Raw genomic sequence first — 24,250 nt, 5'->3', positions numbered from 1 at the left:
TGTGACACTGCAGACATCGCCAACACCGCTCATCCCACTGTCAAACACTGTCAACACGAAAGAGCACCGTCTCACCTCGTGCCTTGTGACTGTTGGGACGGTACGGTGTCGTGCGATCACGCTCATCGCTGTGAGGTTAGGAAACGCATGACTGACTCCGTTCCCATGACTGATTCCGTTCTCGTTCAGACAATCGAAAACCTCGAAAACACCCTGCCCGGACTTGAGGAGCAGGAAAGGCTGTTGCGCGAGCAACTCGAAGGGGTGGTCCAACGCGTCAGGTCCACCCGCGAGGCCCTGGAGCACCTGCGCGTCCTGACCGGGACCGCCGCTCCTGTCAGCCATTCTTCGCCCGCCGCCGCCTCACCGGCCCTTCCGCCCGAGGAGCCTGCGGCAGTCGAACCGACAGACAGCGCCGGTCAGGACTCGCCCGGGCCCGACGCGACTGTCGCGCAGGAAGCGGCCGAAGAGCCGGAGCGAACGGCGTCCGTCGTGCCACAGCCTCGTTCCGCAGGCACGACGCGCCCCAAGTCCAGCACCGCCAAGTCCAGCCCCGCCAAGAAGCGCAACACCAAGAAGGCGACGGCGAAGAAGGCGACACCGGACAAGCCCAACAAGGCGAACCAGGCGGCAAAGAAGACTGCCGCCGCCGCAAAGCCGAAGGCGAAGAAGGTGGCTTCGAAGCGGGCCGCCACCGCCCAGCCGGCTGACGAGGGCGCGGGCAAGCTCATTGATGCCGCGCTCACCGTGCTCAAGAATTCGAGGGTGCCGATGCGGGCCCGTGACATCAACGCGGCCCTGGGTCGGGAGGCCACGCCGGGGCAGATCGAGTCGGTCCGCAACACCCTCGACCGCGTCGCGCGGCAGCAGAAGCTGGTGACGCGTCCGGGGCGGGGCACGTACGCGGCGGTCTGACTCCCCACACCTGCCAGGCAGGCTGCTCACCTGGGTGTCTCCTCGGAACCCCATCGGTACCTGCCGGCGGGTGAGGCGTGCCGCAGCGGGATCGAAGCCGTCTGTGGAGCGCCGGGGCGGGAAACGCTTCCCATTCCTCGGAGCCAGGACAGCAGGCGCCCGGGAGAAGGCAGCCGGTTGCCTGCCGCGGTAGCCCCAGGGCGACTGTTCCGGGCTTTCTGAGCCAGCCGGTGTTCGTTGGCCTGGCGTATGAGTTCCTGGTGGCGGAAGGAAGGCATCTGGGAGCACATGCCGCTGATGCTCCGGTCTTCCCCAAGGGGAAGGTCAATCAGCTGACTTGCCGCCACGGCCCGCTGGGTGAGCACCACGGTCCGCTGGTCGCCGACCGGGAAACCGATTGAGCAAGCGATCTTGGCCGTGGTACCACTTCGTGGTTCCTCACAGAGTCACGGGATGGGTAAGGGGTCGGTGGCATGCCACTCGGAGAACTGGTCAGACTGCGGGCCATGGGGCCGGCGGACGCCGAAGCGCTGTGGCGTTGGAATCACGACCCCGAGGTCATGCGGTGGATGGACGACACGTATGCCCACTCGGTCGAGCAGGTCCGCAGGTCGCTGGAGGAGCGCCCCCGCAACGCTTACGGCGACTTCCTCGTCGGCATCGAGGCGCTCGCCGACGACACGCTCATCGGTCTGGTCATGCTGCAGGACGCGGAGCCGGAGAAAGGCATCGCGAAACTCGATATCTACCTGGGCGAGAAGCCGTATTGGGGCAAGGGCTACGCCACTGATGCCATACGGACGATCTGCCGCTACGGCTTCGAGGACATGCGCCTGCACAAGGTGACACTGACCGTGGTCACGGAGAACCGTGCCGCGCGCAGGGTTTACGAAAAGGTCGGCTTCGTCGAGGAAGGCCGACTTCGTCAGGTCTTCCGCCGTGACGGCAAGTGGTACGACATGTTCACGATGGGCCTGCTGGAGAGCGAACTCCGCTGAGCCGATCAGTGGTGGATCTGCCGGTGGAGTGCGGGAAGTCGATCCACGAAATCGGTTTGCTGGAGCGGGGCCTTCGGCCAAGCTGGGACCATGCCTCGCAGAATCATGTTCGTGCAGCTCAAAACGGGCTACGACACCGATCGCGGACCCTCGTGGATCGGGTGGGTGGACTTCTCCAAGACCTGGAAAACGGCCTACTTCCAAGGGCGGACCCTGCGGCGGGCCAGCGGCCTCGGCTTGTCCGCCGCAAACTTCTACGACGTCGAAACCCATGAGGACTTCTGGATCTCCGGACCGAAACGCGACCGGAGCGACACCCGGTACGGACCGGACGGGCCGACCATAGAGGACGATGCCGCCGACGCTTACCGGGCCTTTCTCCAGGGGGCGCCGCTTCCCGGCCGGGAGGACGGTTAGGTCAATTCCCCAGGGGCGGGAAGTTGCTCCGCTGGATGCGACATGACCGGACGCCTGCATCGTCTCGCGCGTCAAGCGCCAGCGCCCGGTTGCTCGGCTTGCGACGGGCCGAGAAGGAGGAACTCGTTCCCTTCGGAGTCGAGGAGCAGCTGTCGGCGTGACGGGTGGCCGCCGGCGTCTTCCCGTCTGACGTCCACGGGTGAGGCGCCGGCGTCCAGCAGGCGGTTCACTTCGGCCGAGGGATCGGTATCGGCGCCGGCCGTGAGAGCCAGCTGTATGCGGTTCGGGCCCGTTTTGGGTGCCACTGGCGGGCCCATGACCAGTGTGGGGCCGTCACCGGCTGCCGAGATGAGACTCACGCCCCAGTCGCCCTCGTCCACGACGGACCAGCCGCTCGCCTCCGCCCAGAACCGGCCCTGGCTGCTCGGATCGGCGGCGTCCTGGCATATCTGGGCAAGCCGACCATGGACGTCCGCCCTGGGCAGGACGCAGAATTCGTTGCCTTCCGGGTCGGCGAGCACCTCCCACGGGACCGCGCCCTGTCCGATGTCCAGGCAGGTGGCACCCAGCGCGAGCAGGCGCCGCACTTCGTCCGCGTCGCCCGCGAGATCGAGGTGAACGCGGTTCTTCGCGGTCTTCGGCCGCATGGAGGGGACGAACAGCAGGCCGACGTCGCCTGCGTCGGGCGGACGGATGCCCGTAGCGTCGGCGAGCGGGCCATCGATGATCGGGCCGTGGGCGGTGGGTTCCCATTCCAGGGCCTGTGCCCAGAAATGGGCCAGGCGCAGTGGGTCCGACGCCTCGATGACGACCGTGGTCAGCTTGGTTGGCATATGAGGTCTTCTCCTGTCAGCCCAGCAGTTCCCGTGCGGGTGGCTACGCCCCGTTCGCGTAGCGGCCGAGGTGATGCTCGCAGGCGTCCCGGGCCGCGGCGGACAGCAGGTCGTACGAGCGGGCGAACAGCCGGTAGAGGGACGGGCCGTAGCGCTGGGCCAAGTCGGTGTTGTGCGTCAACACGTCGAGTTCGTTGGCGGCGGTGATCTCGAGGAAGGCACGCACGTACGGCTCCGGCGGGGTGTGTTCCTGGCCGGTGTAGCGGTTGCGGAAGCGGATCGGGCGTTCGGACCCCAGCCGTGGATAGACGACTTCGCGGTCGCAGCTGGCGTAGAGGTGGACCAGCGCTTCTGCCCGGTCGCCGATCAGTCGGGCCAGGACCGGGCGCTCGGTGACGTCCAGCAGGGTGTGGGCGAACCCATCGGTTCCGTATGCCGCGTGGCACAGGCCCGCGACCTGCACGGTCGGGTCGGCGCCCCACTCGCCCAGTAGTTGGGCGACGCGCCTCAGGTGTTCCAGGAGTGTTCCTCCGGGGTGGGGCATCCGGTCGGCACCGCGGGTGCGCAGGAAGTCCTCGATGTCCGGCCAGGCCGTCCCCCACCCCGAGCCGCCTACCGAAGGGCCATCGTCCAACGGGTCCATGCGCGGCATCACACCACCTCGTGTCCGGTGCGGGCCACCTCTGCCACCAGGCGGGCCATGACCGGGGTTTCGACGCCGTGGGCGGTCCCGGCCCGCAGCACGGCTCCCCCGATGGCGTCGAGCTCCAGCGGGCGGCCGGCCTCGGCGTCGCGCTGCATCGAGGACTTCATCGTCTGCGGGGCGCCGTCGAAGAACGACAGCAGGGATTCGACGGTCATCGGCGCGCCGGCGGCCCGCGCCACGGCGGTGATCTCGTCGAGCACCGCGACCAGTTCCGCCCTCCGCTCACTGCGGACGGCTCCGAGGTCCGCCGCGTAGCGGGTGGTGAGCAGGGCGAACGGGGCGAGGAAGGCGAGCTTGTCCCAGATCATCGCGGTCTCGTCGGTGCGCAGCGTCACCCCGAGACCGACCTGCCGCAGACGGTCCGCGAGCCGGTCGAGCGGTGCCGCGGACCCGGCGGGCGGCGCCGCGAGTTCGAGGCGGGCGAAGGGGCTGGTGTGGACGATGCGGCCGGGTGCCGTGCGGGTGGCCTCGACCTTGATCGTCCCAGCGGCGACCCTGGCCGAGGGGTAGCGCCGGCGGAGTACCGCGAGGTGGTCGAGGCCGTTGAGCAGCGGGACCACCAACGCGTCGCCGAGGACGTCGGCCGGTACCCGCTCCAGCGCCTCGTCCAGGGCGGTCTGTTTGACCGTGACGAAGAGGGCGTCCACCGGCTCGCGCAGACAGGTATCGGCCTCCACGGCTGCGGTGAAGTTCCCGTACTGGGTGCTCTCGACGCGCAGGCCGACCCGGCGCAGGGTGGCTGCGGTCTGCTCGCCGGCCAGGCAGAGGACGCGGTGTCCGTCGCGGGCGAGCAGTGCGCCGATCAGACCGCCGACACCGCCGGGTCCGAGGACGGCCACCCTTGGGTTGGTTGGGCTCATGTGTGCTCCTGTCCTTGTTGCGGGTCGGCACCCGCCGTACCTTCGCGCGTCCGGATCACGCGAAAGCAGCGGGCGGGTTGCCGCCCTGGGCCCTGCAACGATGATCAAGCCTCACCGAAACCCAAGTCAATCCAGGGGTTTGCTGGGCGAACCCCAAGCAATAGCTTGGGGTTCGTTGTGGCTCTTCAGGCTGTGCGACGCCAACTCCTGCAATCTGTCCAGTGGTTGGGCGGCACGGACGACAGGGCCGGGCCCCCTTGACTGCTGTTAGCCCGTTATCCATTCCCTTGCGGTGGTGACCTCGTCGAGGAGTTCGGTGAGCGGCTCGGTGCCGAGGCCCGGGCCGGTGGGGACGTCGAGGTGGCCGTCGCTGAGGACGAAGGGCGGCGTGATGTCGGTGGCGAAGTAGCGATGGGAGCCGGAGGTGTCGCCGGGAAGGGTGAAGCCGGGCAGGGCGGCGAGGGCGACGTTGGCGGCGCGGCCGATGCCGGTTTCGAGCATGCCGCCGCACCAGACGGGGATGCCGTGGGCGCGGGCGAGGTCGTGGATGCGGCGGGCTTCCAGGTAGCCGCCGACCCGGGCCGGTTTGACGTTGATGATGGAGCAGGCGCCGAGGGAGATCGCGGCCGCAGCGTCGGCGGCGGACTCGATGGATTCGTCCAGGCAGATCGGGGTGCGCAGGATTTTCGCGAGCTGGGCGTGCTGGACCATGTCGTCGTTGGCGAGGGGCTGTTCGATCAGCAGCAGGTCGAAGGCGTCGAGCTTGGCCAGGTGCTGGGCGTCCACGAGGGTGTAGGCGGCGTTGGCGTCGACCTGGAGGAGGAGGTCGTCGCCGAAGCGTTCGCGGACGGCGCGGACCGGCTCGATGTCCCAGCCGGGTTCGATCTTCAGCTTGATGCGGACGTAGCCCTCGGCGACGTAGCGGTCCACGGCGTCGAGCAGCTCCGGGACGGAGTTCATGATTCCGACCGAGACACCGCAGGGCACCCGGTCCCGGGCGGCGCCGAGGTAGGAGCCGAACGACTCGCCGGCGATGCGGAGTTGGGCGTCCAGGACCGCGGTCTCCAGCGCGGACTTCGCCATGTGGTGGCCGGTGAAGGGCTCCAGTATCCGTCCCACGGCGGCAGCGTCCACGCCGTCCTTCGGCAGGGCGGGGATGAGGAACTTGCGCAGGACGTCCTGTGCGCCGTCGACGTACTCGGAGCAGTAGCGGGGCTCGGACATGGCCGCGCATTCGGCCCAGCCCTCGCCGTCGGGGGTGACGACGCGGACCACCAGTACGTCGCGGCTGGTCTCGACGCCGAAGGAGGTGCGGAACGGTGCGACGAGCGGCATCGCGATCCGGCGCAGTTCGATGCCGCAGATCTTGGTCTTCATGGTCGGGTGACTCCTGTTGAGGGGTGGACGGTTCGAGGGGTCAGGCGGGGGGCAGGCGGGGGATCAGGTGGGGGTGCGATGGACGACGTAGCTGCGTCGGTCGTGGAAGCCGATGACCTGGGCGCCATCGGCGAGCAGGCCACCCAGGGTGTGCCGGACGGCCAGTCGCCAGGCGCGGGCGGCGCCGGGGTCCTGCCGCCGGAGGGCCTCGATGTCGTCGGGCAGGTCGATGAGGACGGTGGCGGCGTCGGCCGGTGCGGTTTCGGGGCGGCCGCCGTGGTTCCGTAGGGCATGCACTGCGCCGGTGAGCCCTCCGGATACGTTGCCCGGATCGGGCGTTTCGGTGGGGGCGGTCAGGTCCCAGGCGGTGAGGACGCGGTCGGACTCGTCGCCGCCGTTGATGGCGTCGTCCATGGCGCCGTAGAAGGAGGTCAGGTACTCCTCGGGGCGGGCGCCGAGTTTGACGAGGTTGAAGTAGGCGTTGCGGCGGATGAGCGGGTCGTAGGTCCAGGTGATGCGCTTCAGTCCGCGGGCGAGCGCCCACCGGCGCTGGTGCAGTTTGAGGGCCAGGCCGATGCCGCGGCCCATGGAGGCGCCGGTGATGTGGGAGTGCAGGGTGGTGGCTATGGGGTCGCCGAAGAAGGCGACGGAGGCGCCGACCAGCCGGCCGTCCTCGTACGCCCCGGCCACGTAGTTGCCGGCGTGCGACAGGGCGCGCATGACCTCGGCGGAGACGGGCGGGCCGGTGGTGTCCGTTCCCCAGATGCCGGCGTAGAGATGACTGGCGGTGGCGAACTCCTCCATGGCGTGGAGTTCGCGGATCTCGGGTCCGTTCATCGCAGTGCTCCGACGAGGTGGGCCAGGAGCCGGGCGCGGGCCGGCATGGCGGCGGTGCGGACGTGTTCGTGGTCGGCGTGCGCGCCGTCACCGACGGCGCCGAGTCCGTCGAGGGTGGGGCAGCCGGCTCCGGCGGTGTAGTTGCCGTCCGATGCTCCGCCGACGGCCGCTTGCCGCAGCGGGCCGAGGCCGAGCTGCGCGGCCTGTTCGGTGGCCAGGGCGAACAGTTCGCGGGAGGCGTCGGCTTCCAGGGGCGGACGGTTGGGGCCGCCGTCGACCTGCAGACGGGCGCCGTTGGTCTGCGGCTGCAGGGTCCGGATGAGCTGGTCGACCGCTTCCTGCGCCGCGGCGTTGGGAACGCGGACGTCCACATGCAACTCGGCCCGGGCGGGCACGGTGTTGCTCGCGGTGCCGGCCGACATCAGCGTCGGGGTGAGGGTCGTCCCCGGTCCGGTGCGTGCCGTAACGCCGTCGGCGATGTGTTGCAGGGCGAGGAGCTGGTGGGCGAGTTCGGTGGCCGCGTTCACGCCCTTCTCGGGCTCCAGCCCGGAGTGGGCGGCCCGGCCGTGCACCGTGATGTCGTAGGCGGAGACGCCCTTGCGGCTGGTCTTCAACCCGCCTCCCGGGGCCGAGGGTTCGAGGACGAGGGTGGCCGTGCACTGGCGCGCGAGGTCCTCGATGAGCCGGCGGGAGGTGTCCGAGCCGACCTCTTCGTCGCCGGTGACCAGTACGCAGAGGCCGTCGAGGGACGGCAGCGAGGCCAGCGCGTGGAACATCTGGACCAGGCCGGCCTTCATGTCGAAGACGCCGGGGCCGCGGGCGATGCCCTGCTCCACCGACCAGGGATGGGTCTTGAGGGAGCCGATCGGCCAGACGGTGTCGTGATGGCCCAGGAGCAGGAGGCGCGGCGTTCCGAAGGTCCACTGGACGTGAGTGACACCGTCGATCACCAGCGTCTGCGCGGGGGTGCCGAGCAGCCTGCCGCCCTGTGCGGCGACGACCTGGGCGCTGCGGGCCACGGCCGCGTGGTCGGCGGAGTAGGACTCGCAGGTCACGAGTTCTTCGAGGTCGGCGAGCATGGCGTCGAGGCCCGCCGGATGGTCCGCCGGTGCGGAGCGGGAGTGGTCGTGGTCAACCGGCATGTGAGTCCTCCTGGGGTGGGATGACCGCCACGCTAGGCACGCCGACCAGGGCCCGGTTGGTAGCCCGGTGACAAACTGAGGCGCCGGTTCGTGCCCACGACCGAAGCCGTGGAGGGCGGCGGTGCCCGGCGGGTCGGACGGCTCGCCGGGCACCTCTGGAATAGCCAGGCGCCCCTGGAATCGCCAGGCACCCCTCGAAAAATGCGCCGGCGAGATGCGCGGGCGTCAGTCAGCCCATGTGCTTGCTCATGAGCTGCCGCAGGTTCCCGCCGAGGACCTTTTGGATGTCCTCCTCGGCCAGCCCCCTGCGGACCATCGCCTCGGTAACCAGAGGCATACCGGCCGGGCCCTCCAGTCCGGGGAAGTCGAACAGGGGATCTTCGTCGTCGAGGTTCTCGCAGCAGGGCGGGGTGACGTCCGCCATGACCTCGCGGACGAAGTCGGATCCGAGCCCGACGTGATCGATGCCGGCCACGGAGGCGATGTGCTCGATGTGGTCGACGACCCGGTCGGCGCTCACCTTCGTCCGGTCGTCGGTGAGGAAGTCCGGCACGAAGTTCACGCAGATCACGCCGCCGGCGGCCGCCACGCCCCGGATCTGGTCGTCGGTGAGGTTGCGATGGTGATCGCGCAGGGCGCGGGCGCAGGAGTGGGTGGCGATCAGCGGCCGGGTGGCGAGCTCCAAGACGTGGGCGACGCCGCTCGCGCCCAGGTGGGAGATGTCGAAGAGCATGCCGAGGCGCTCCATCTCGCGCAGTGCTTCGGTACCGGGAACGGTCAGCCGGCTGCCGGTGGCGTCCTCCCGGCTGCCGTCGGCGAGCGGTGTGCGTCCCCAATGGGCGATCGAGGCGATCCGTACGCCGAGCCGGAACAGGGTGGAGAACAGCTCCACGGAGGCGTCGATGCCTGGTGCGCTCTCCAGGGCGAGAACGAGGGCGATCTTGCCGTCGGCGAGGGCCGCGTCGATGTCGGCGCCGTTGCGGCACAGGGTGACCTGGTCGGCATTGGCTTCGGCGAGGGTGTGGGCGCACTCGATCATGCGCAGGGTCTGCCGGAGGGCGCCCTCGGGGCGGTACTGGTCGTCGATGAACACCGGCAGGACCTGGAGGTCGATGTCGCCTTCGCGCAGCTGCGGCAGCCAGCGTTCGCGGAAGAAGCTGCCCCAGCGCTTCGGCGGCCGCGCGGCCACCGCCATGAGCAGGTCGTTGTGCGCGTCGGCAACGACGGCGCGGTGGTGCAGGTCGTGGGACACAAGGGGCCTTTCTGTGGGTGGAAAGAGAGACGGTGCGGTCGCACCTCCCGCGTCAGGCGCGGGTCAGTCGCGGGACCGCGTTGAGCAGGGCGCGGGTGTATTCGTGCCGAGGAGCGCTGATCACGTCTTCCACCGGGCCGGACTCCACCAGCTGCCCGTGGCGCATGACGGCGACGGCGTCGCAGACGTACCGGACGACGGCGAGGTTGTGCGAGATGAACAGCATGGTCAGGCCGAGTTCGGTGCGCAGTTCGCGGATGAGGTTGAGCACGGCGCCTTGGACGGACACGTCCAGCGCGGAGGTGATCTCGTCGGCGATGAGCAGCTCCGGCCGGGCGGCCAGGGCGCGGGCGATGGCGACGCGTTGGCGTTGGCCGCCGGAGAGTTCGCGGGGGTACTTGCGCGCGTACGAGGCCGGCAGGGACACCAGCTCCAGGAGCCGCTCGACCTCTGCCGGCCGCTGTGCGCGCGGTACGCGGGTACCCTCGGCGATGGTGGCGCCGACGCTCATGCGCGGGTCGAGTGAGGAGTACGGGTCCTGGAACACCATGTGGACGCGGCCGCGTTCGGCTCCGGTGATCGTGCCCTGATAGGGCGTCAGACCGGCCACGGCGCGGGCGAGGGTGGACTTGCCCGAGCCGGATTCTCCGACCAGTCCGGTGACGGAGCCCTCGGGCACCTCCAGGCTGACGCCGCGCACGGCGGTGAAGGAGCCGAAGCGGACGGTGAGGTCGTTGATGTTCACGCTGCCTCCCAGCAGGCCAGCTTGTGCCCGTCGGTGGTGGTGCGGAGGTCGGGGCGGGTCGCGCACCGGGCGGTGGCGAGGGAGCACCGGTCGGCGAAGGCGCAGCCTTCCGGGACGTCGCCCGGGGCGGGCTGGCGGCCGGGGATGGTGGTGAGCGGCCGGGTGCGGTCGGTGGCCATGTCAGGAAGCGAGCCGATCAGCGCGCGGGTGTAGGGGTGCCGGGCGGTGGTCAGGGCCTGGGCGGGGAGCTCCTCGACGATGCGGCCGGCGTACATCACCGCGATCCGGTCGCACAGTTCGCCGACGACGGCGATGTCGTGGGAGATGAACAGGGCGCCGGCCCGGGTCTCGTCGACGACCTCCCGCAGCACTCTGATCACCTCGCGCTGGACCGTGACGTCCAGTGCGGTCGTGGGCTCGTCGGCGATGACCAGACGGGGCGTGCCCATGAGGCCCATCGCGATGACGGCTCGTTGGCGCATACCGCCGGACAGCTCGTGCGGGTGCTGCTTGACGACCTGGGCGGGCCGTGGGATGTGGACACGGCGCAGTCGCTCCACGGCACGGGCCCGTGCCTGGGCCGGGGTGGCGCCGTCATGCAGGGTCGCGACCTCGGCGAGCTGGCCTCCCACGCGTAGTGCGGGGTTGAGGGCGGCGGTGGGGTCCTGGAAGACCATGGCCAGGGACGATCCGAGCAGCTTGCGGCGCTCCCTGTCCAGCAGACCGTCCAGGTCGACACCGCACAGCCTGCTGCGCGCGCTGCCGGCCAGGCCGGGGTGGGGCACGATCTGCCCGATGGCGGCGGCCGTCATGCTCTTGCCGCTGCCCGATTCCCCGACGAGGCCGATGATTTCGCCCTCGTGCACGGTCAGCGACACCTGGCGCACGGGGGTGATGCCGCCGGGGAAGGCGACGGTGAGGTCGCGGACCTCCAGGACCGCGCCCGGCACGGGGGTCTCCCGGGCCGGGGCCACCACGGGTGCGACGGGTGTGCCGACCGGGTCGCGGGAGCCGGCGGCGGCCTGGGCGAAGGTGTCGCCCAGCAGCATGAAGCCGAGGCCCGCGAGGGCGACGGCGAGAGCGGGCGCGACGACGACGGACGAGGTCACGTAGACGTGTCCGAAGGCTTCGTTGAGCAGGCGCCCCCAGTCGTAGGACGGTGCCTGAACTCCCATGCCCAGGAAGGACATTGCGGTCAGGCCGAGCAGGGCGGCGCCCATCGACTGGGCGGTGTTGAGGATCAGGGGTTCGGCGATGTTGGGAAGGATGTGCCGGGTGAGGATGCGGCGGCGGGGCACCTGGAGCATGCGGGCGGCCGCGATGTAGTCGGCGCCGGCGAGGGACGCGGTCAGGGTGTGGGTGAGCCGGGCGAAGGTGGGGGCGAGCGCCACTCCGATGCCCAGCACCGCGCCGCGGGCCCCCAGGCCGGTGACGACCGCGGTGAACATCGCGAGCAGCAAGGCGGGAAAGGCGACGAGGAGGTCGACCACCGCGATGACGACTCGCCCCGCCGGCCGTGGCAGGAGTGCGGGCAGCGCGCCCAGCAGTACGCCGGAGACGGTTCCGAGCACGGTGGCGAGGAGCGCCAGGCCCAGGGTGAGCCGGGTGGCGACCAGGGTGCGGGCGATCAGGTCGCGGCCCAGGGCGTCGGTGCCGAGCAGATGCAGGGCCGAGGCGCCCTGGTTGATCCGCTCCGGGTCGATCCCGGCGGCGGTCTTCCCCCATATCGGCGGGCCGATGACTGCGAGCAGGACCATGACGGCGACCAGGGTGGCGCCCAGCAGGCCGGCGGGGTTTCTCAGCGGACGGCGCATCAGCCCTCCTGGCGGGTGGCGGCGGACAGGGCGGACTTGGGATCGAGGACACCGAGGAGGAGATCGACGAGGAAGTTGATGACGAGGACCAGGGCGCCGTAGACGAGGATCATGGCCTGCGCGACGGGATAGTCCTTCTGCGTGATGGCCTCGACGGTCCGCTGTCCCAGGCCCGGCCAGGCGAAGACGTTCTCCACCAGGACGCTGCCGGTGATCAGCCCGCCGAGCAGCAGACCGCCCATGGTCAGGGTCGCGGTGAGGGTGTTGGGCAGCAGATGCACCGCGTACAGCCGCCAGGGCGGCAGCCGCTTGGCGCGGGCCAGGCGCAGGTAGTCGGTGTCGAGTTCGCGCAGGGTCTCCACCCGCGCCAGACGCGCGATCATCGCCGCGGGGGCGATCGAGAGGGCGGCCACGGGCAGGACGTAGGAGGCGGGGCCGGTCAGGCCGGCCGGCGGGAGCAGGCCCAGCCCCAGGGCGAAGACGAGGAGCAGCGTCAGGCCGTAGAGGTATTCCGGGATGGCGACCGCGGCGCCGGTGAACGTGGCGAAGGCGGTCTCCGTGCCGCGTCGGCGTCCCTGATGGGTACGGACGGCGGCCCATATGCCCAGCGGGACGGCAACGGCGAGCGCGACGAGCGTGGCGAGTACCGCGAGCGCCAGGGTGTGCGGCAGGCCCTGGCCGATGATGTCGCTCACGGGCTGGGAGGAGAAGAAGGACGTGCCCAGATCACCGCTGCACACGTGCTGGCCGTAGTGGATGAACTGTGTCAACAGCGGTTCGTCGAGGCCGAGTTCCCTACGGCGCAGGTCGACGAGTCCCTTCGGAGCGGTGGGGCCGAGCATCTGCCGCAGCGGGTCGCCGGGGATCAGGTGGATCATCGCGAACGACGCCACGAGGAGCACGGCGAGCGAGACGGCCAGCCGCAGCAGATGCCGGGCGAGGAACGACGGGGTCAGCCGCCGGGTGCGCCGCGGGCGGGCGGGAGCCTGCGTGGTCGCTTCGGGCACGGTGGTCACTTCTGGCCTCCCGTCATGCGGATCGACGTCGGGTCGAACAGCCCCGCCGTGATGCGGAACGTGGCGTGGTGCGCGGCGGTGGTCAGCGTCTTGTCGACGACCGGCACGAGGTCGGCGCTGTCCAGCAGGGCACTCTCCGACCGCGCCCAGGTGGGACAGCCCGAGGTACCGGGAAGCCGGCTCGCGGCAGCGGTCAGGTCCTCGTACTTCTTGTTGGTCAGGTGGGCGAAATTGCCCCCGTCGGGCGTGAAGCGTCCCGACAGGGAACCGATCAACTGGGTGGGCAGGGTGACGCCGAGCGGCGCCCAGTCCACGTCCCAGTCCTGGGTGACCGTTTCGACCTCCCCGTAGGCGGCGTCGGAAACGGCCCGCAAGCGGACATCGACACCGGCCCTCTTCCACGCGTCGGCGAGGTACTCGGCCGCGGCCGCCATCGTCTCGCCGGCGGAGGTCGCGTAGATCATGCGGACGGTGAGCCTCTTGCCGTCCTTACGGCGGAGACCGTCGGCGCCGCGGCGCCAGCCCGCCGCGTCGAGTCCCGCCGAGGCCGCGCGCGGGTCGAAGGCGGGCAGGTGGCCGGTGACGGTGTCACCCGGGCAGGGCCGCGGTGGCATCACCAGGCCGGTGGGCCGGCGGCCGGTTCCGCCGGTGCCGATGGCCCCGAGACCGGCCAGGTCGACCGCCTGGAGCAGGGCCTTGCGCGCGGCGGGATCGCTGCCGGGGTGCCCCTTGCCCTGGTGGAAGAAGAACTCCTGCGTGCCGTTGGCCTGGACCGTGGTGGTGATGCCGGGGACGTTGGTCACCCGGGCGCGGTCCGGGCCCGCGAACTGTGCGGCGTTCAGCTGGTGGGAGAGCAGCAGATTGGCCGCGGTCGCCTCGCTGCCGACGACCTTGAGGACGACCGAGCCCGGCATGGCACGGGCCGAGCTGGTGGCCCCGCCGGGGCCCCATGCGTAGTCCTTGCGCCGGGTGAAGGTGTAGCTCTGGTTAGGCCGGGCCGACGTCAGCCGGAAGGGGCCCGATCCGGAGGTGCCGTGCTTCAGCAGCGAGCGGTTCTTCAGCCCGGCGCCGCAGACCATGAACAGGTAGCGGGTGCTCTGCAGGATGAAGGCGTACGGCTGGGGAGTCGAGAGGGTCACGGTGCCGGCGGTGTCGTCCGCTTCGCGGTCAGGCCCGCGGGGACCACGACACCGTAGGCGGGGGACCTGGTCGCCGGATCGGTGAGGTGGGCGACGTTGGCGGCGATCGTGCTCGCCGTCACCGGGCTGCCGTCCCCGCAGGTGACTCCCCTGCGCAGGGTGAAGGTGACCGAGGAGGGCTTGACGTTCCACTTCTTGGCGAGGCCGGAGACGACGCGGCCGTTGGGTGCGACGTGGACCAGGGTGTCGTAGGCCAGGGACAGCGCGGTGTAGGTGTTCGTGTTCTGCACCTGGGCGGGGTCGAGCAGACCGGGATCGCTTTTGATCGCGAAGCTGAAGGCGTCACCACCGGTCGACCCGGCCTGGCCGCTGCCGCAGCCGGCCGCCAGCAGCGACGCCGCGAGACAGGCGGCAATCGCTCGCGCTCTCTTCATAGGGGCTCCTTGAGGCGGAAAGGGTTGCCCCACACTCGCGACTGCTGGCCGGAAATGATTCAGAGCGGACGACGAAGTCCTCGGACCGGTTTGGGAGCGCCGTCCCAAGGAGGAGCAGCTGCCTGGGGGTGGCGACCGGCCGTCGGCACGATCCCTGAGAGAGGGCGCGGGAGGCCGCCGATATCCTGCTGGACATGTCCAACTCGTATGCGGGCCTTGACGATGCAGGGGTCGCGAGCGCAGCGGCCCGAGCCGGCGCGGACGTCGTGCACAGCATGTACGGCCGGCGGCTCGTCCGCATCGACAAGGGCGCCGGGGACTTCGCCACCGCGGCCGATGTGGCGGCCGAGAAGGCGATTCTCCACGTCATTCGTGCCGCCCGGCCCGACGACGCCGTCCTCGGCGAAGAGGGCGGGCAGCAGGGTGCCGCGAAGTCCGAACGCCAGTGGCTGGTGGACCCCTTGTGCGGCACGCTGAACTACGCCGTCGGCACCATGCTGGTGGCCGTCAATGTGGCGCTGCGCGACGGGGCGGCCGCGGTGGCCGATCCGTTCAGCGGCGAGATCTTCTGCACCGACGGTGCGACCGCCTGGGTGCGGCATGACGGTGCCGATGCCCGGCTGGCCCCCACGTCCGCCAGTCACCTCGTGGACGTCAACCTGGACCCGCCGTTTCCCGGTGCGCCAGGCTTCCGGGCCGTGGACCTGCTGGCCCACCCCGGATTCGTCGAACGGTTCCGGCCCCGCGTCGCCTCATCGACACTGGCGTTGGCCTGGGTCGCCGCCGGCAAGCGCGCCGCTTACGTCACCGACGGCGGCGATCTGTCGGAGAGCGTGCATTTCGCCGCCGGCATCGCCCTGTGCCGGGCCGCCGGCTGCGTGGTCACCGGTATCGACGGCGCCCCGGTCGGACAGACGGGCTGCGGCCTGGTCGTGGCCGCCGACGGCGAAACCCACCACCTGCTGATGTCGATGGTCGGTGGCCGATGATCCGGGCCCGAAGTCGGCGCCGCGTTTGAGAGTTCATCGCCGAACAGGCCGTAACTGCCTTACTATGACCGCTAATTGATTGAGCGTCAGTTCCGCAGATGGTCGAGGGCGGCCCTGGCGGCGCGGCCGATCGCCCGGTCCGCGAGGGGCTGTCGGTCCGCCGGGGACATGGTGCGCAGGAACACGGCCACGGCGTATCGCTTGCCGTCGGGGTACTGGACCACGCCTGCCTCGTTGCGGACCGCGAAGTCCGTGCCCGTCTTGCCGGCGATCCGCACACCGGCCTCGGGGAAGCCGGAAACCAGGCGGTGTTGCCACACCTGCTGTTCCATGAGGTCCCGTACTTCGGCACAGGCTCGCGCCGGGCCGGCCTCGTCGCGCCAGATGGCGGCCAGCAGGGCGGTCACCTCGCGGGGCGTACTGGACGGGCTGCGAGCGGGGTCACAGGCGCCGAGGGCCAGCAGCCGCTGCGGAGGGATGTCTGCCAGCTGGTCGTCGAGGGGACGGTCGGGGGCGAGGCCGAGTTCGCGGCGGATGTCGTCGTCCAGGGCCCGGCAGGAGGACACCCCGAAACCCTCGAACCCCAGCCCGTCCAGGGTCGTGCGGACCCGGTCCGGGCCGACGACGTCCAGGAGCAGGTCGGTCGCGGCGTTGTCGCTGAGCGTCATCATCAGGAAGGCCAGATCGCGGGCGCTCAGCTCCACGTCGTACGCGCACCCGTCGGTGCCGCTGCCGCCGGCCCGGTAGGCGGCCGTCACCATGTGCCGTCCGGCCGGGTCCAGTCGGCCGGCGGCCGCCTGGCGGGCGTACTCCAACGCGATGGGAATCTTGAAAACGGAGGCCAGGACGACCCGCGAGTCGGCGCGGTGGCCGAACTCCGCGCCGGTGTCGATGTCCCGGGCGTGCACGAAGCCTTCGGCCTGCGCCTGCGCGAAGAGGGCCGAGAGCTGGGTGCGGACCTGCTCCTCACCGGTCGGGTGGGCGGCTACGGACATGTCGTCTCCTCGGAGTGGGTGGTGCCGGGCCGGATGCGGCGGAGGTGGTCGACGGCGGTGCGGGCGGCGCGACCGATCGCGGCGTCGGCGGCCGGATTCCGGCCGCCGAGGGCGGGTGTGCGCAGGAAGACCGCGACGGCATACCGTCCGCCATCGGGGTACTCGACGACGCCGGCTTCGTTGAGGACTCCCCACAGGGAGCCGTTCTTCGCCGCGACCTTGACGCTGTCGTCGAAGCCCGCGACCAGGCGGTGCTGGGACAACTGCCGGCTCATGAGATCACGGACCTCGGCGCAGGCTTCGGCGGGTCCGGCCCGGTCCCGCCAGATCGCGGTGAGCAGCGAGGTGATCTCGCGCGGGGTGCTGGAGGCGGAACGGGTGGGGTCGAGCATGGTCAGGCCCCGGAGGCGTTCCTCACTCACCCGGTCGAGCTGGGCGTCGAGGTCGCCGTCCGGGTCGATGCCGAGCTCTTCCCAGACCGGATCCCACAGGTCGCGGTAGCGCCCGACCGGCAGGCCCGGACAGCCGAGTTCGGCGACCAGGGCGCGTACGCGGTCCACGCCCAGGATCTCCATGAGTTTGTCGGTGGCCGCGTTGTCACTCAGGGACAGCATGAAGAACGCGAGGTCGCGGGTGCTCATCGTGACGTCGTGCCGGCAGCTGTCGGTGCCGATGCCGCCGCCCTCGCGGTTCGCGGAGGTGATGGTGTGCCGCGCCGCCCGGTCCAACTGCCCGGCCGCTGCCTGGCGGGCGTAGGCGAGGGCGATGGGGATTTTGCGGAGGGAGGCGACGATGACGGGGGCGTCGGCCCGAAAGGCGATCTGGTGGTCGGTATCGATGTCACAGGCGTGGAGGAAACCTTCGACACCGGCGTCGTCGAAGATCTCCTGCAGAGGGGCGGTCGGCGGGTGGGCGGCGGAGGGTGGGGCCATGGGGTGGGGTTCCGATCGTGGTGGGTTCAGCGGACCTTGGGGGTGGCGCGGCCGCTGTGGTGCAGGTAGGAACGGCCGTCGCGGCGGTTCTCGAACACCACGGCGTCCCACGTCGAGTCACCGTCGGACCGGCCGACGAACGTGGTCGCGTCAACGGGGGTGAGCTCCAGGGTCCGTGGCTGGGCGAGACCCACGAGGATGCCGGTGGGTTCGGTGCGCAGGCGTAGCCGCCCGTCGCGGGAGGCGGTCACGTGGACCCGGCTTCCCGCGCGCTCGTAGACGCCGGTGAACGCGTCCACGTCCGCCTGGACCGGTTGGGTGGGCGGCGCCAGTGGGTCGGGGACACTCAAGTGGTGGAGTTCCCACAGGAGTTCGCTGACGAGGTGGTGCTGGAATGCGACGCTGCGGCCGCCGTTGATCAGCACGGCGATGACGGTTCCCGGGCCGGGCAGGGCCCACAGCGCCGCGTGCTGGCCGATGGTGTCCCCCGTGTGGGAGGCCACCTCGTGACCGTCCCAGTCATCCAGGCTCCAGCCGATCCCCCACTGCCGGCCGCCGCCGTAGGGGTTGGGCAGGTCGGCCTGCGGCTGTCGCATCGCCGCGGGGTCGGCGAGCAGCGCCCCGGGCGTGAGGAGGGCGCGACCGAAAGCGACCACGTCGGCGGCGCGTGCGCAGATGAGGCCCGCGGGGCCCACGGACCGCGGCAGTCCCCAGGCAGGCGCTACCGCGCCCTGCTCCCCGTGGCCCATGGCGGCACCGAACCGCAGCACGTCCTCCGGCAGCGTCCAGGTATGCGTCAGCCCCAACGGCTCGCAGATCTGCTCGCGAAGCGCCTGGTCCCAGACCATGCCGGTGAGCCGTTCGATCACCCGGCCGGCGATGACGAAGCCGGAGTTGCAGTAGGAGTGCGAGTCTCCTACGGGGAAGGTCTGCGCAAGATCCGCGCACGCCGCGACGTACCGCTCAAGACAGTCGTCGCCGCGGCCGGTGTCCAGGAAGAGGTCACCGTCGATGCCCGAGGTGTGGGTGAGCAGATGGCGCAGGGTGGTGCCCGCCGTGGCCTCGGCGTCGGCCACCCGGAACTCGGGCAGTACGTCGACGACGGGGGTGTCCAGAGCAAGGCGGCCCTGCTCGACCAGCAGCATGATCTGGGTCGCGGTCCACACCTTGGTGATCGACCCGATCTGGAACAGCGAGTCGGTGCGCACGGCGGCGCCGGTCATGGTGTTCAGGACGCCCGTGGCGCACTCGTACACCTCGCCCCCGTACCGGAAGGCCAGGCTCGCGCCCGGCACTTCCGACGCGGCAGCCAGCGCCGCCAGCCGGCTCGCCCAGTACTCGATGTCGGCCTTCACACGCGTCCTCCGGGTGGGCTCGATGAACTGGCCGGCAGCGTATGCACGGCGGGCGCCTGGGCGTTGGTCGGCGCGTACGAATGCCCTGGCCCGGGCTTGGTCCGGCGGACGACTCCGCGGACGGCTGCCGTTCCTAGGGTGGCGGGACCCCGGAGTACGAGGAGAGACGACGATGCCGCTGATCGACCGTGATGACTGCGCACTGGTGATCATCGATGTGCAGAGCAACTTCTACCCGCCGCGGCGGGTCGATGTGGACCGGCAGCGGTTCCACGAGATGGTGCGGCGGATCGCCTGGATCGCGTCGGTGGCAGACCGCCTGGGGATCCCGGTCGTGGTGACCGAGGAGGACCCCGGGGCCAGCGGTCACACCGTGCCCGAGATCCGCGAGGCGCTACCGGCCCAGGCAGTCACCCTGCCCAAGAAGGCCTTCGCCGTCTGGGACAACCCCGACATCGCCGCCGCCATCGACGCGACCGGCCGCACCACCATGGTGCTGGTCGGCATAGAGACGGACATCTGCGTGACGCACTCGGCGATCCAGCTGCACCATGCGGGCAAGCGCGTCGTGGTCGTGGACGACGCCGCCTACTCACCGGGACAGGCACATGAGCGGGGCCTACGGCGCCTCGCCGGCCGAGGCATCGAGACGCTGTCGGCCAAGGAGCTGTTCTACGACTGGGTGCGCACCATCGAGCACGCGCACACCTTCCACGACACCCACACGGATCTGGCGGTCCCGCCGGGCGTACGTCTCTGACGCCCGGCCCATGGAGCGGCTGTCATTCCGCCGGCGCGGAGGGGGTGGAGGCAGTGGGAGTGGGGCAGGCAGGGGGAGTGGGGGCCGTGTCTCCGGCGCGTGCCCCATCGCTCTCGGCGGGGCCCATCAGGCGGAGTTGGAGCATCGCGGCAAAGCGGGCGGACGGGTCCTGCAGGTCCAGCTGCCCCACCTCGGCCACCCGGCGGATGCGGTAGCGGAACGTATTGGGATGGACGAACACGCTCGCTGAGGCGGCGATGACATCTCCGAAGGCGTCCAGCCAGGCCCGCAGCGTCTCCACGAGGTGGGCGTTGTGCTTGGTGTCGTAGGCCGCCAGCCGGGCGAGCGGGCCGGAGAGCTCGTCGCGGTTGGCGATCGCGAGGTCCCGCATCTCAAGGAGGAGGGCGTCGACGTACACATCGGCGATAGAGGCGACGCGCTGGGCGCTCTCGCCGCTGAGCAGTACGCGGAGCGCCCGGTCGGCGTTGGCCCGTGAGCGCGGGAGGGCGGCGGGCTCCTGGGCGACCGAGCCGATCCCGATGACAGCCCCGGCCCGGTCACCGGTGCGCTGGAGAAAGTTCGCCGCCACCTGCACGGCACGTTCCCGGGCGTGGGCCGCATCCCCGGTCGCCGGGAAGAGGGCGTACGCCACGTCTCCCAGCAGCGCCACCGCGGAACGGGGCTGGACCGCGGTGAGGTGCACGGCCAGGGCGCTCGTGAGGCGCTGGCGCTCGGCGGTGAGGTGGGCATGGTCCTCGCCGGCGCCGCGGGCCAGTCCCATGGCCATGACCAGGGTGGGTTCGGTCACCAGGCCCAGCCGGCCGAGCGCGTGGACCGCCCCTCCCCCGCCCTCCAGAGCGGTCGTGACGAGGTCGGCGCGCAGTCGGTTCTCGGCGTCGGTACCCGCGCGGAACCGGAGCATGTGGAGCGCGGCGAGCTTGGCCGCCTCCCGGAACGCCTGGTCGCGCTCGGGCGTGAGCGGTTGCCGCAGCGCCGCCCACACCGACCCCAGGATCTCGTCCCCCGCACGCACCGCGATCGCCACGCGGGGCAGCGCGACCTCGTCACCGATGGTCGGCGGAGGAATGTGCACCGGGCCCTCACTGCGGTACAGCTCCTTGAAGACCCCGTCCTCCTCGTGGACGCGCAGATAGCGCTCGGGCACCTGCCGGGCCAGGATGCTCTCCACGCGGGCGGTGTCCGCCTCGTCCTGCCGGCCGGAGAAGGCCAGGATCCGCGAGCGGCGGTCCTCGATGGTGATCGGGGCGTCCAGCAGGGTGGCGATCGCGTTGGCCAGCGCGAAGAGGTCACCGGACGGCACGCCGCCGAGCGTGTGTGCTCCCGCTTCGCCGACGTCGCCCTCGGACAGCAGCGTGCGCAGCATCGCCGCCAGCTGGGCCCAGGACGCTCCGCGGGTCAGGGCCAGCAGCGCCACACCGGTCTCGGACACGACCTCTTCGAGCTCGTCCGCGTCCTCGACCGGGCCCCGCACCACCAGGGCCGCGGCCCGATGGGCGGCGAGGTCCCGCAGGAGACGGGACGTCTGCTCGGCGCCATGGACCCCGACGCCGAGCACGATGGCGCGCTGCGGATAGTGCTGCTCGTCGTGCGGATCGTGGATGCCGACGCCGCCGATCTCCCCGGCCGCCTCGGCGTCGCCGTGCTCCAGATCCAGGAGGGTGGAGCCGAAGTCCTCAAGCACCCGGCTCAGGCTTCGGGCGGGGTGCGTCGACATGTGCCTGATCATCTCCGCAGGTTAGGACCGTTCCAGGCCCCCGGCTTGGTGCGTGCGGACGAGGATAGGCGAGGAAGTCCGTATCGGGGAACGAACTCGGTCGATCACGACCCCCGTCCCCCGGGACTCGTTGATCAGGAACTTGCTTGATCGAATGGATCGGCTCGCCACAACCGGGAAAGAACTGCGTCGACCAGCGCCTCGGTCGAGTCGACCAGCGGCAGCACACCCGCGGCCGCGCCACTGACCAGCGGAATCTCGGTACATGCGGCGACGACCACCTGTGCGCCCTGCCCCCTGAGATTCCCGGCGGCCTCGGCGATCCACCGCTCGGGCCCCGCCAGATCCGCCCCGCCCTTGACCGCACGGATCGCCGCATCGACGTACTCCAGCTGAACGCGGTCGGGCACCTGGATCACCTCGACACCCAGCCGGGCACCGGCACGCTCATAGAGACCGGCCAGCCGCGTCCCCCGCGTCGCGAGGATCCCCACCCTCTGCACCCCGGGCACCTTGCCCGCCGCGGCCTCCAGCGCCGCCTCGATCATGTCCAGCACCTCGACTCCCGCGGCCTTCGCCAGCTGCTCGACATAGGCGTGCGCGGTATTGCACGGAACGGCGACGCAGCTGGCCCCGGCCCGCCGCAGCCACCGGGCGCCCTCGACCAGCGCGGGCACCGGCGAGGGGCCCTCACCCAACAACGCCGCGGTCCGGTCGGGAACGGCCGGATCGGCCCACATCAACACCGGCAGATGCCCCTGGTCCGAGCCGGCCGGAGTGCGCTCGACGAGCCGACGGTAGAAGTCCGCCGTCGCCAACGGCCCCATCCCGCCGAGGATGCCGAGAGCGGGACGCTCCCGCCTCATCCCCGCACCACCTCGCGTCGAACGGCCCCGCGGTTGCCGGTGGCAGCCAACCACCCGAGCGACGGGAACGACGGGCACGACGGGCACGACGGGCACGACGGGCACGACGGGCACGAGACCAACGAATCATGAGCACTCAAGGGAAGCGGCCTTTCGGAATCATCCGTGAGATCCCTCGATCCTGAGCCACCCCCGGGCCCGAGACGTCGTCGCGGAACCCGAAACCCGCGGCCGGCATTGGGCCGCGGGTCCAGAAGCCTGTCCGTACCAGCAGTGGCTGTCCGAAGTCCCGGACTGTCCGAAGTCGGCCCTACGCCTCGGGCAGCGGCTGGACGGTCAGGTGGTAGTCCTGCAGGATCCGGCCCTCGTCGTCCAGCACGAGGAAGACCCGGGCGGCCCAGGCCACCTCACCGACGTGCGGACCCTCGGCGTACCTCAACTGGACGGTGAACAGGACGACATCGTCGTGCACGGAGATGTCGTCGTCGCACGCGATCTGGTACTCGCCGGAGGCGACGAACAGCCCGTACGCCTCTGCGACCCGGTCCAGCAGCCCGTCGTGGCCGCGGAACTGGGTCCCTTCGACGGACATCGCGGTGCTGCGACGGACGTCATGGTGCTGCGGCGGACGTCACAAGGTTTCCCTGGACCTCATGGTGTGCGTACGAGCGCGGGCAGGTTCGTCAGCCGACGAGGCGTTCCGCCAGCAGGAACCCGCCGATGACGATCATCATGGCGCCGGAGACCCGGGTGACCGTCCGGGCCGCCGAAGGACGGGTCTTCAGGACGGTGCGGGCCAGGACGCCGACGGAGAGGTAGACCAGGGCGCAGGTCGTCATGTGCAGTGCGCCGAGCAGCCCGGTCTGCGCGGCCACGGGCCAGCCGCCCGCGGGGTTGATGAACTGCGGGAACAGCGAGAAGTACAGCAACAGCGCCTTGGGGTTCAGGCCGCTGATCCCGACACCCCTGAGCATGATCCGCCCGCGCGAGGCGGCCATCGACGAGGAGGCCATGGTCTCCGTGGACGTGCCCAGGGCCCCCGGCCGCGACAGTACGCCCCAGCCCAGCCAGATCAGATAGGCGGCACCCGCGACGGTCAGTGCGGTGAGCACGGTCGCCGAGCTCGCCACGATCATCACCAGGCCCGCCACGGCGAGCAGCGTGTATCCCGCGTATCCGGCTATCAGCCCGGCGACCGCGGGAACGACCGACCGGTCCCGCAGCCCCGCCGAGATCGCGAAGGCCCAGTCCGCGCCCGGAGTGAACACCAACAGCAGATCCACCGCCAGAAAAGCCGCCAGCGTCGTCGTGTTCATCGATCGTTCTTCCCTCTCACGTACCTTGTTCTGAGAGGGAAGGCTAGGCCGGACATGCCCGAAAGTGTTTGCGTTCTTACTCCAAGATCGCGGGCGGTGAGGGAGAATCTTCTCCATGGATGCCCTCGACCGGAAAATTCTTACCGAGCTACAGCAGGACGGCCGCCTGACCGTCACCGAGCTGGCCGCCCGCGTGCAGCTGAGCGTCTCGCCCTGCCACCGCCGCCTGCGCGACCTGGAACGGGAGGGGGCCATCCGCGGCTACCGCGCCGTCGTCGACCCGGCCGCCATCGGTCTGAACTTCGAAGCCCTCGTCTTCGCCACTCTGCGCTGGGAGGACCGTGACACCGTCACCGCCTTCGAAGAGGCCGTGACCGCCATCCCGCACGTTCTCCAGGCCCAGCGCCTCTTCGGCGAACCCGACTACCTGCTGCGCGTCGCCACCACCGATCTGGCCGCCTACCAGCAGCTCTATGACGAGCAGCTGGCCAAGCTGCCGGGCGTCCAGCGGCTGACCTCCACCCTGGTGATGAAGCACGTCATCGACGACCGACCGCTGCCCGAGTAACCGACCACTGCGCGAGGTGCAGCCCCGAACTGGTGACTGGAGAGGTCGGGACGGTGAGCTCGTTACTGGAAAAGTCGTGACTGGAATGGTCGTGACTGGTCCGTATCGGGCGAAGGAGTCCAGTCACGACCTGTTTCCGACCGGGGTCCCTAGATGTATTGACCTGGAGCGTTGTTCACGCGGCTGATGGGTGGCTTGCCGCCGAGTGCGGTGTGGCTGCGGTGGTGGTTGTAGGTGTGGAGGAAGTCT

25 protein-coding genes and 1 pseudogene are annotated in these 24,250 nt (G+C 70.5%); 6 read left to right on the top strand and 20 right to left on the bottom strand.

All coding sequences use genetic code 11. From position 1 onward, the window contains the following. Positions 1–147: 147 nt before the first annotated feature. From AB0E02_RS00130 to AB0E02_RS00120, 3 genes are all read left to right on the top strand, one after another. The gene (locus AB0E02_RS00130) at positions 148–915 is read left to right on the top strand and encodes a hypothetical protein (protein ID WP_362134253.1); all 768 of its coding nucleotides are present in this window, start codon (positions 148–150) and stop codon (positions 913–915) included. Between the two features lie 473 nt (positions 916–1,388). Beyond that, positions 1,389–1,913 carry a GNAT family protein gene (locus tag AB0E02_RS00125; RefSeq protein WP_362134251.1) on the top strand — a complete coding sequence of 175 codons (525 nt, stop codon included), beginning with the start codon at positions 1,389–1,391 and terminating at the stop codon, positions 1,911–1,913. Between the two features lie 105 nt (positions 1,914–2,018). Further along, complete coding sequence (locus AB0E02_RS00120; RefSeq protein WP_362134249.1) at positions 2,019–2,330, top strand: hypothetical protein; 312 nt, start codon at positions 2,019–2,021, stop codon at positions 2,328–2,330. A 71-nt stretch (positions 2,331–2,401) separates the two neighbouring features. Here AB0E02_RS00120 and AB0E02_RS00115 read toward each other — a convergent pair whose 3' ends face one another. The 12 genes from AB0E02_RS00115 to AB0E02_RS00060 all read right to left on the bottom strand — a co-directional run bounded on the left by AB0E02_RS00115 (position 2,402) and on the right by AB0E02_RS00060 (position 14,485). Next, positions 2,402–3,163, bottom strand: coding sequence for a VOC family protein (locus AB0E02_RS00115; protein WP_362134246.1), 762 nt, complete (start codon positions 3,161–3,163; stop codon positions 2,402–2,404). A 43-nt stretch (positions 3,164–3,206) separates the two neighbouring features. After that, positions 3,207–3,815: a DUF6817 domain-containing protein gene (locus AB0E02_RS00110; protein ID WP_362134244.1), complete on the bottom strand. Its 609-nt coding sequence runs from the start codon at positions 3,813–3,815 to the stop codon at positions 3,207–3,209. Continuing rightward, positions 3,815–4,729, bottom strand: coding sequence for a 2-dehydropantoate 2-reductase (locus tag AB0E02_RS00105; RefSeq protein ID WP_362134242.1), 915 nt, complete (start codon positions 4,727–4,729; stop codon positions 3,815–3,817). Before AB0E02_RS00105 ends, AB0E02_RS00110 begins: the two co-directional genes overlap by 1 nt. A gap of 267 nt (positions 4,730–4,996) precedes the next feature. Further along, positions 4,997–6,106, bottom strand: a complete 1,110-nt coding sequence (gene menC / locus AB0E02_RS00100) for an o-succinylbenzoate synthase (protein WP_362134240.1) — start codon at positions 6,104–6,106, stop codon at positions 4,997–4,999. A 63-nt stretch (positions 6,107–6,169) separates the two neighbouring features. Next, the gene (locus AB0E02_RS00095) at positions 6,170–6,943 is read right to left on the bottom strand and encodes a GNAT family N-acetyltransferase (protein WP_362134238.1); all 774 of its coding nucleotides are present in this window, start codon (positions 6,941–6,943) and stop codon (positions 6,170–6,172) included. After that, positions 6,940–8,022 (bottom strand): M20 family metallopeptidase, encoded by a 1,083-nt coding sequence (locus AB0E02_RS00090; protein WP_362135508.1) that lies wholly within the window; start codon positions 8,020–8,022, stop codon positions 6,940–6,942. Before AB0E02_RS00090 ends, AB0E02_RS00095 begins: the two co-directional genes overlap by 4 nt. A gap of 292 nt (positions 8,023–8,314) precedes the next feature. Then, the gene (locus AB0E02_RS00085; protein WP_362134236.1) at positions 8,315–9,337 is read right to left on the bottom strand and encodes a membrane dipeptidase; all 1,023 of its coding nucleotides are present in this window, start codon (positions 9,335–9,337) and stop codon (positions 8,315–8,317) included. Positions 9,338–9,389: 52 nt separating this feature from the next. Then, positions 9,390–10,082: an ATP-binding cassette domain-containing protein gene (locus AB0E02_RS00080; RefSeq protein WP_362134234.1), complete on the bottom strand. Its 693-nt coding sequence runs from the start codon at positions 10,080–10,082 to the stop codon at positions 9,390–9,392. Beyond that, positions 10,079–11,896 carry a dipeptide/oligopeptide/nickel ABC transporter permease/ATP-binding protein gene (locus AB0E02_RS00075; protein WP_362134232.1) on the bottom strand — a complete coding sequence of 606 codons (1,818 nt, stop codon included), beginning with the start codon at positions 11,894–11,896 and terminating at the stop codon, positions 10,079–10,081. Before AB0E02_RS00075 ends, AB0E02_RS00080 begins: the two co-directional genes overlap by 4 nt. Continuing rightward, entirely contained in the window at positions 11,896–12,912 is a 1,017-nt protein-coding gene (locus AB0E02_RS00070; RefSeq protein WP_362134230.1) for an ABC transporter permease, read from the bottom strand. The genes AB0E02_RS00075 and AB0E02_RS00070 overlap by 1 nt, the downstream gene beginning before the upstream one ends. Beyond that, the gene (locus AB0E02_RS00065) at positions 12,909–14,051 is read right to left on the bottom strand and encodes an ABC transporter substrate-binding protein (RefSeq protein WP_362134228.1); all 1,143 of its coding nucleotides are present in this window, start codon (positions 14,049–14,051) and stop codon (positions 12,909–12,911) included. The genes AB0E02_RS00070 and AB0E02_RS00065 overlap by 4 nt, the downstream gene beginning before the upstream one ends. Beyond that, the gene (locus AB0E02_RS00060) at positions 14,048–14,485 is read right to left on the bottom strand and encodes a hypothetical protein (protein ID WP_362134226.1); all 438 of its coding nucleotides are present in this window, start codon (positions 14,483–14,485) and stop codon (positions 14,048–14,050) included. Before AB0E02_RS00060 ends, AB0E02_RS00065 begins: the two co-directional genes overlap by 4 nt. A 194-nt stretch (positions 14,486–14,679) precedes the next feature. Here AB0E02_RS00060 and AB0E02_RS00055 point away from each other — a divergent pair, with 194 nt between their 5' ends. Next, positions 14,680–15,474 carry an inositol monophosphatase family protein gene (locus tag AB0E02_RS00055; RefSeq protein WP_362134224.1) on the top strand — a complete coding sequence of 265 codons (795 nt, stop codon included), beginning with the start codon at positions 14,680–14,682 and terminating at the stop codon, positions 15,472–15,474. An 86-nt stretch (positions 15,475–15,560) separates the two neighbouring features. Here the strand turns inward: AB0E02_RS00055 and AB0E02_RS00050 are convergent, their stop codons facing one another. From AB0E02_RS00050 to AB0E02_RS00040, 3 genes are read right to left on the bottom strand one after another with little or no spacing between them, the layout of a single operon-like run. Beyond that, a complete protein-coding gene (locus AB0E02_RS00050; RefSeq protein ID WP_362134222.1) occupies positions 15,561–16,469 on the bottom strand; it encodes a serine hydrolase in 909 nt (302 codons plus the stop codon). Beyond that, positions 16,460–17,401, bottom strand: a complete 942-nt coding sequence (locus AB0E02_RS00045; RefSeq protein ID WP_362134220.1) for a serine hydrolase — start codon at positions 17,399–17,401, stop codon at positions 16,460–16,462. Before AB0E02_RS00045 ends, AB0E02_RS00050 begins: the two co-directional genes overlap by 10 nt. Positions 17,402–17,427: 26 nt before the next feature. Continuing rightward, on the bottom strand, positions 17,428–18,756 hold the full coding sequence (locus tag AB0E02_RS00040) for a serine hydrolase domain-containing protein (RefSeq protein ID WP_362134218.1): 1,329 nt from the start codon (positions 18,754–18,756) through the stop codon (positions 17,428–17,430). Between the two features lie 172 nt (positions 18,757–18,928). Here AB0E02_RS00040 and AB0E02_RS00035 point away from each other — a divergent pair, with 172 nt between their 5' ends. Continuing rightward, a complete protein-coding gene (locus AB0E02_RS00035; protein WP_362134216.1) occupies positions 18,929–19,516 on the top strand; it encodes an isochorismatase family protein in 588 nt (195 codons plus the stop codon). Between the two features lie 22 nt (positions 19,517–19,538). On the opposite strand, the gene AB0E02_RS00030 is transcribed toward AB0E02_RS00035, so the two are convergent. The 4 genes from AB0E02_RS00030 to AB0E02_RS00015 all read right to left on the bottom strand — a co-directional run bounded on the left by AB0E02_RS00030 (position 19,539) and on the right by AB0E02_RS00015 (position 23,433). Continuing rightward, positions 19,539–21,251 carry a helix-turn-helix domain-containing protein gene (locus AB0E02_RS00030; protein ID WP_362135506.1) on the bottom strand — a complete coding sequence of 571 codons (1,713 nt, stop codon included), beginning with the start codon at positions 21,249–21,251 and terminating at the stop codon, positions 19,539–19,541. Positions 21,252–21,385: 134 nt separating this feature from the next. After that, the gene (locus tag AB0E02_RS00025; RefSeq protein WP_362134214.1) at positions 21,386–22,117 is read right to left on the bottom strand and encodes an amino acid racemase; all 732 of its coding nucleotides are present in this window, start codon (positions 22,115–22,117) and stop codon (positions 21,386–21,388) included. Positions 22,118–22,427: 310 nt separating this feature from the next. Further along, complete coding sequence (locus AB0E02_RS00020) at positions 22,428–22,709, bottom strand: hypothetical protein (RefSeq protein ID WP_362134212.1); 282 nt, start codon at positions 22,707–22,709, stop codon at positions 22,428–22,430. A 91-nt stretch (positions 22,710–22,800) separates the two neighbouring features. After that, complete coding sequence (locus tag AB0E02_RS00015) at positions 22,801–23,433, bottom strand: LysE family translocator (RefSeq protein ID WP_362134210.1); 633 nt, start codon at positions 23,431–23,433, stop codon at positions 22,801–22,803. Between the two features lie 115 nt (positions 23,434–23,548). On the opposite strand from AB0E02_RS00015, the gene AB0E02_RS00010 reads away from it, so the two are divergent. After that, positions 23,549–24,001 carry an Lrp/AsnC family transcriptional regulator gene (locus AB0E02_RS00010; RefSeq protein WP_030410354.1) on the top strand — a complete coding sequence of 151 codons (453 nt, stop codon included), beginning with the start codon at positions 23,549–23,551 and terminating at the stop codon, positions 23,999–24,001. A 149-nt stretch (positions 24,002–24,150) separates the two neighbouring features. Here AB0E02_RS00010 and AB0E02_RS00005 read toward each other — a convergent pair. Further along, positions 24,151–24,250: pseudogene (locus tag AB0E02_RS00005) on the bottom strand (IS481 family transposase); the annotation flags it as partial.

Origin of the sequence: Streptomyces sp. NPDC048196, from assembly GCF_040652715.1 — a bacterium.
Classification (GTDB): domain Bacteria; phylum Actinomycetota; class Actinomycetes; order Streptomycetales; family Streptomycetaceae; genus Streptomyces; species Streptomyces siderophoricus.
This window is presented reverse-complemented; position numbering and strand designations above follow the sequence as displayed.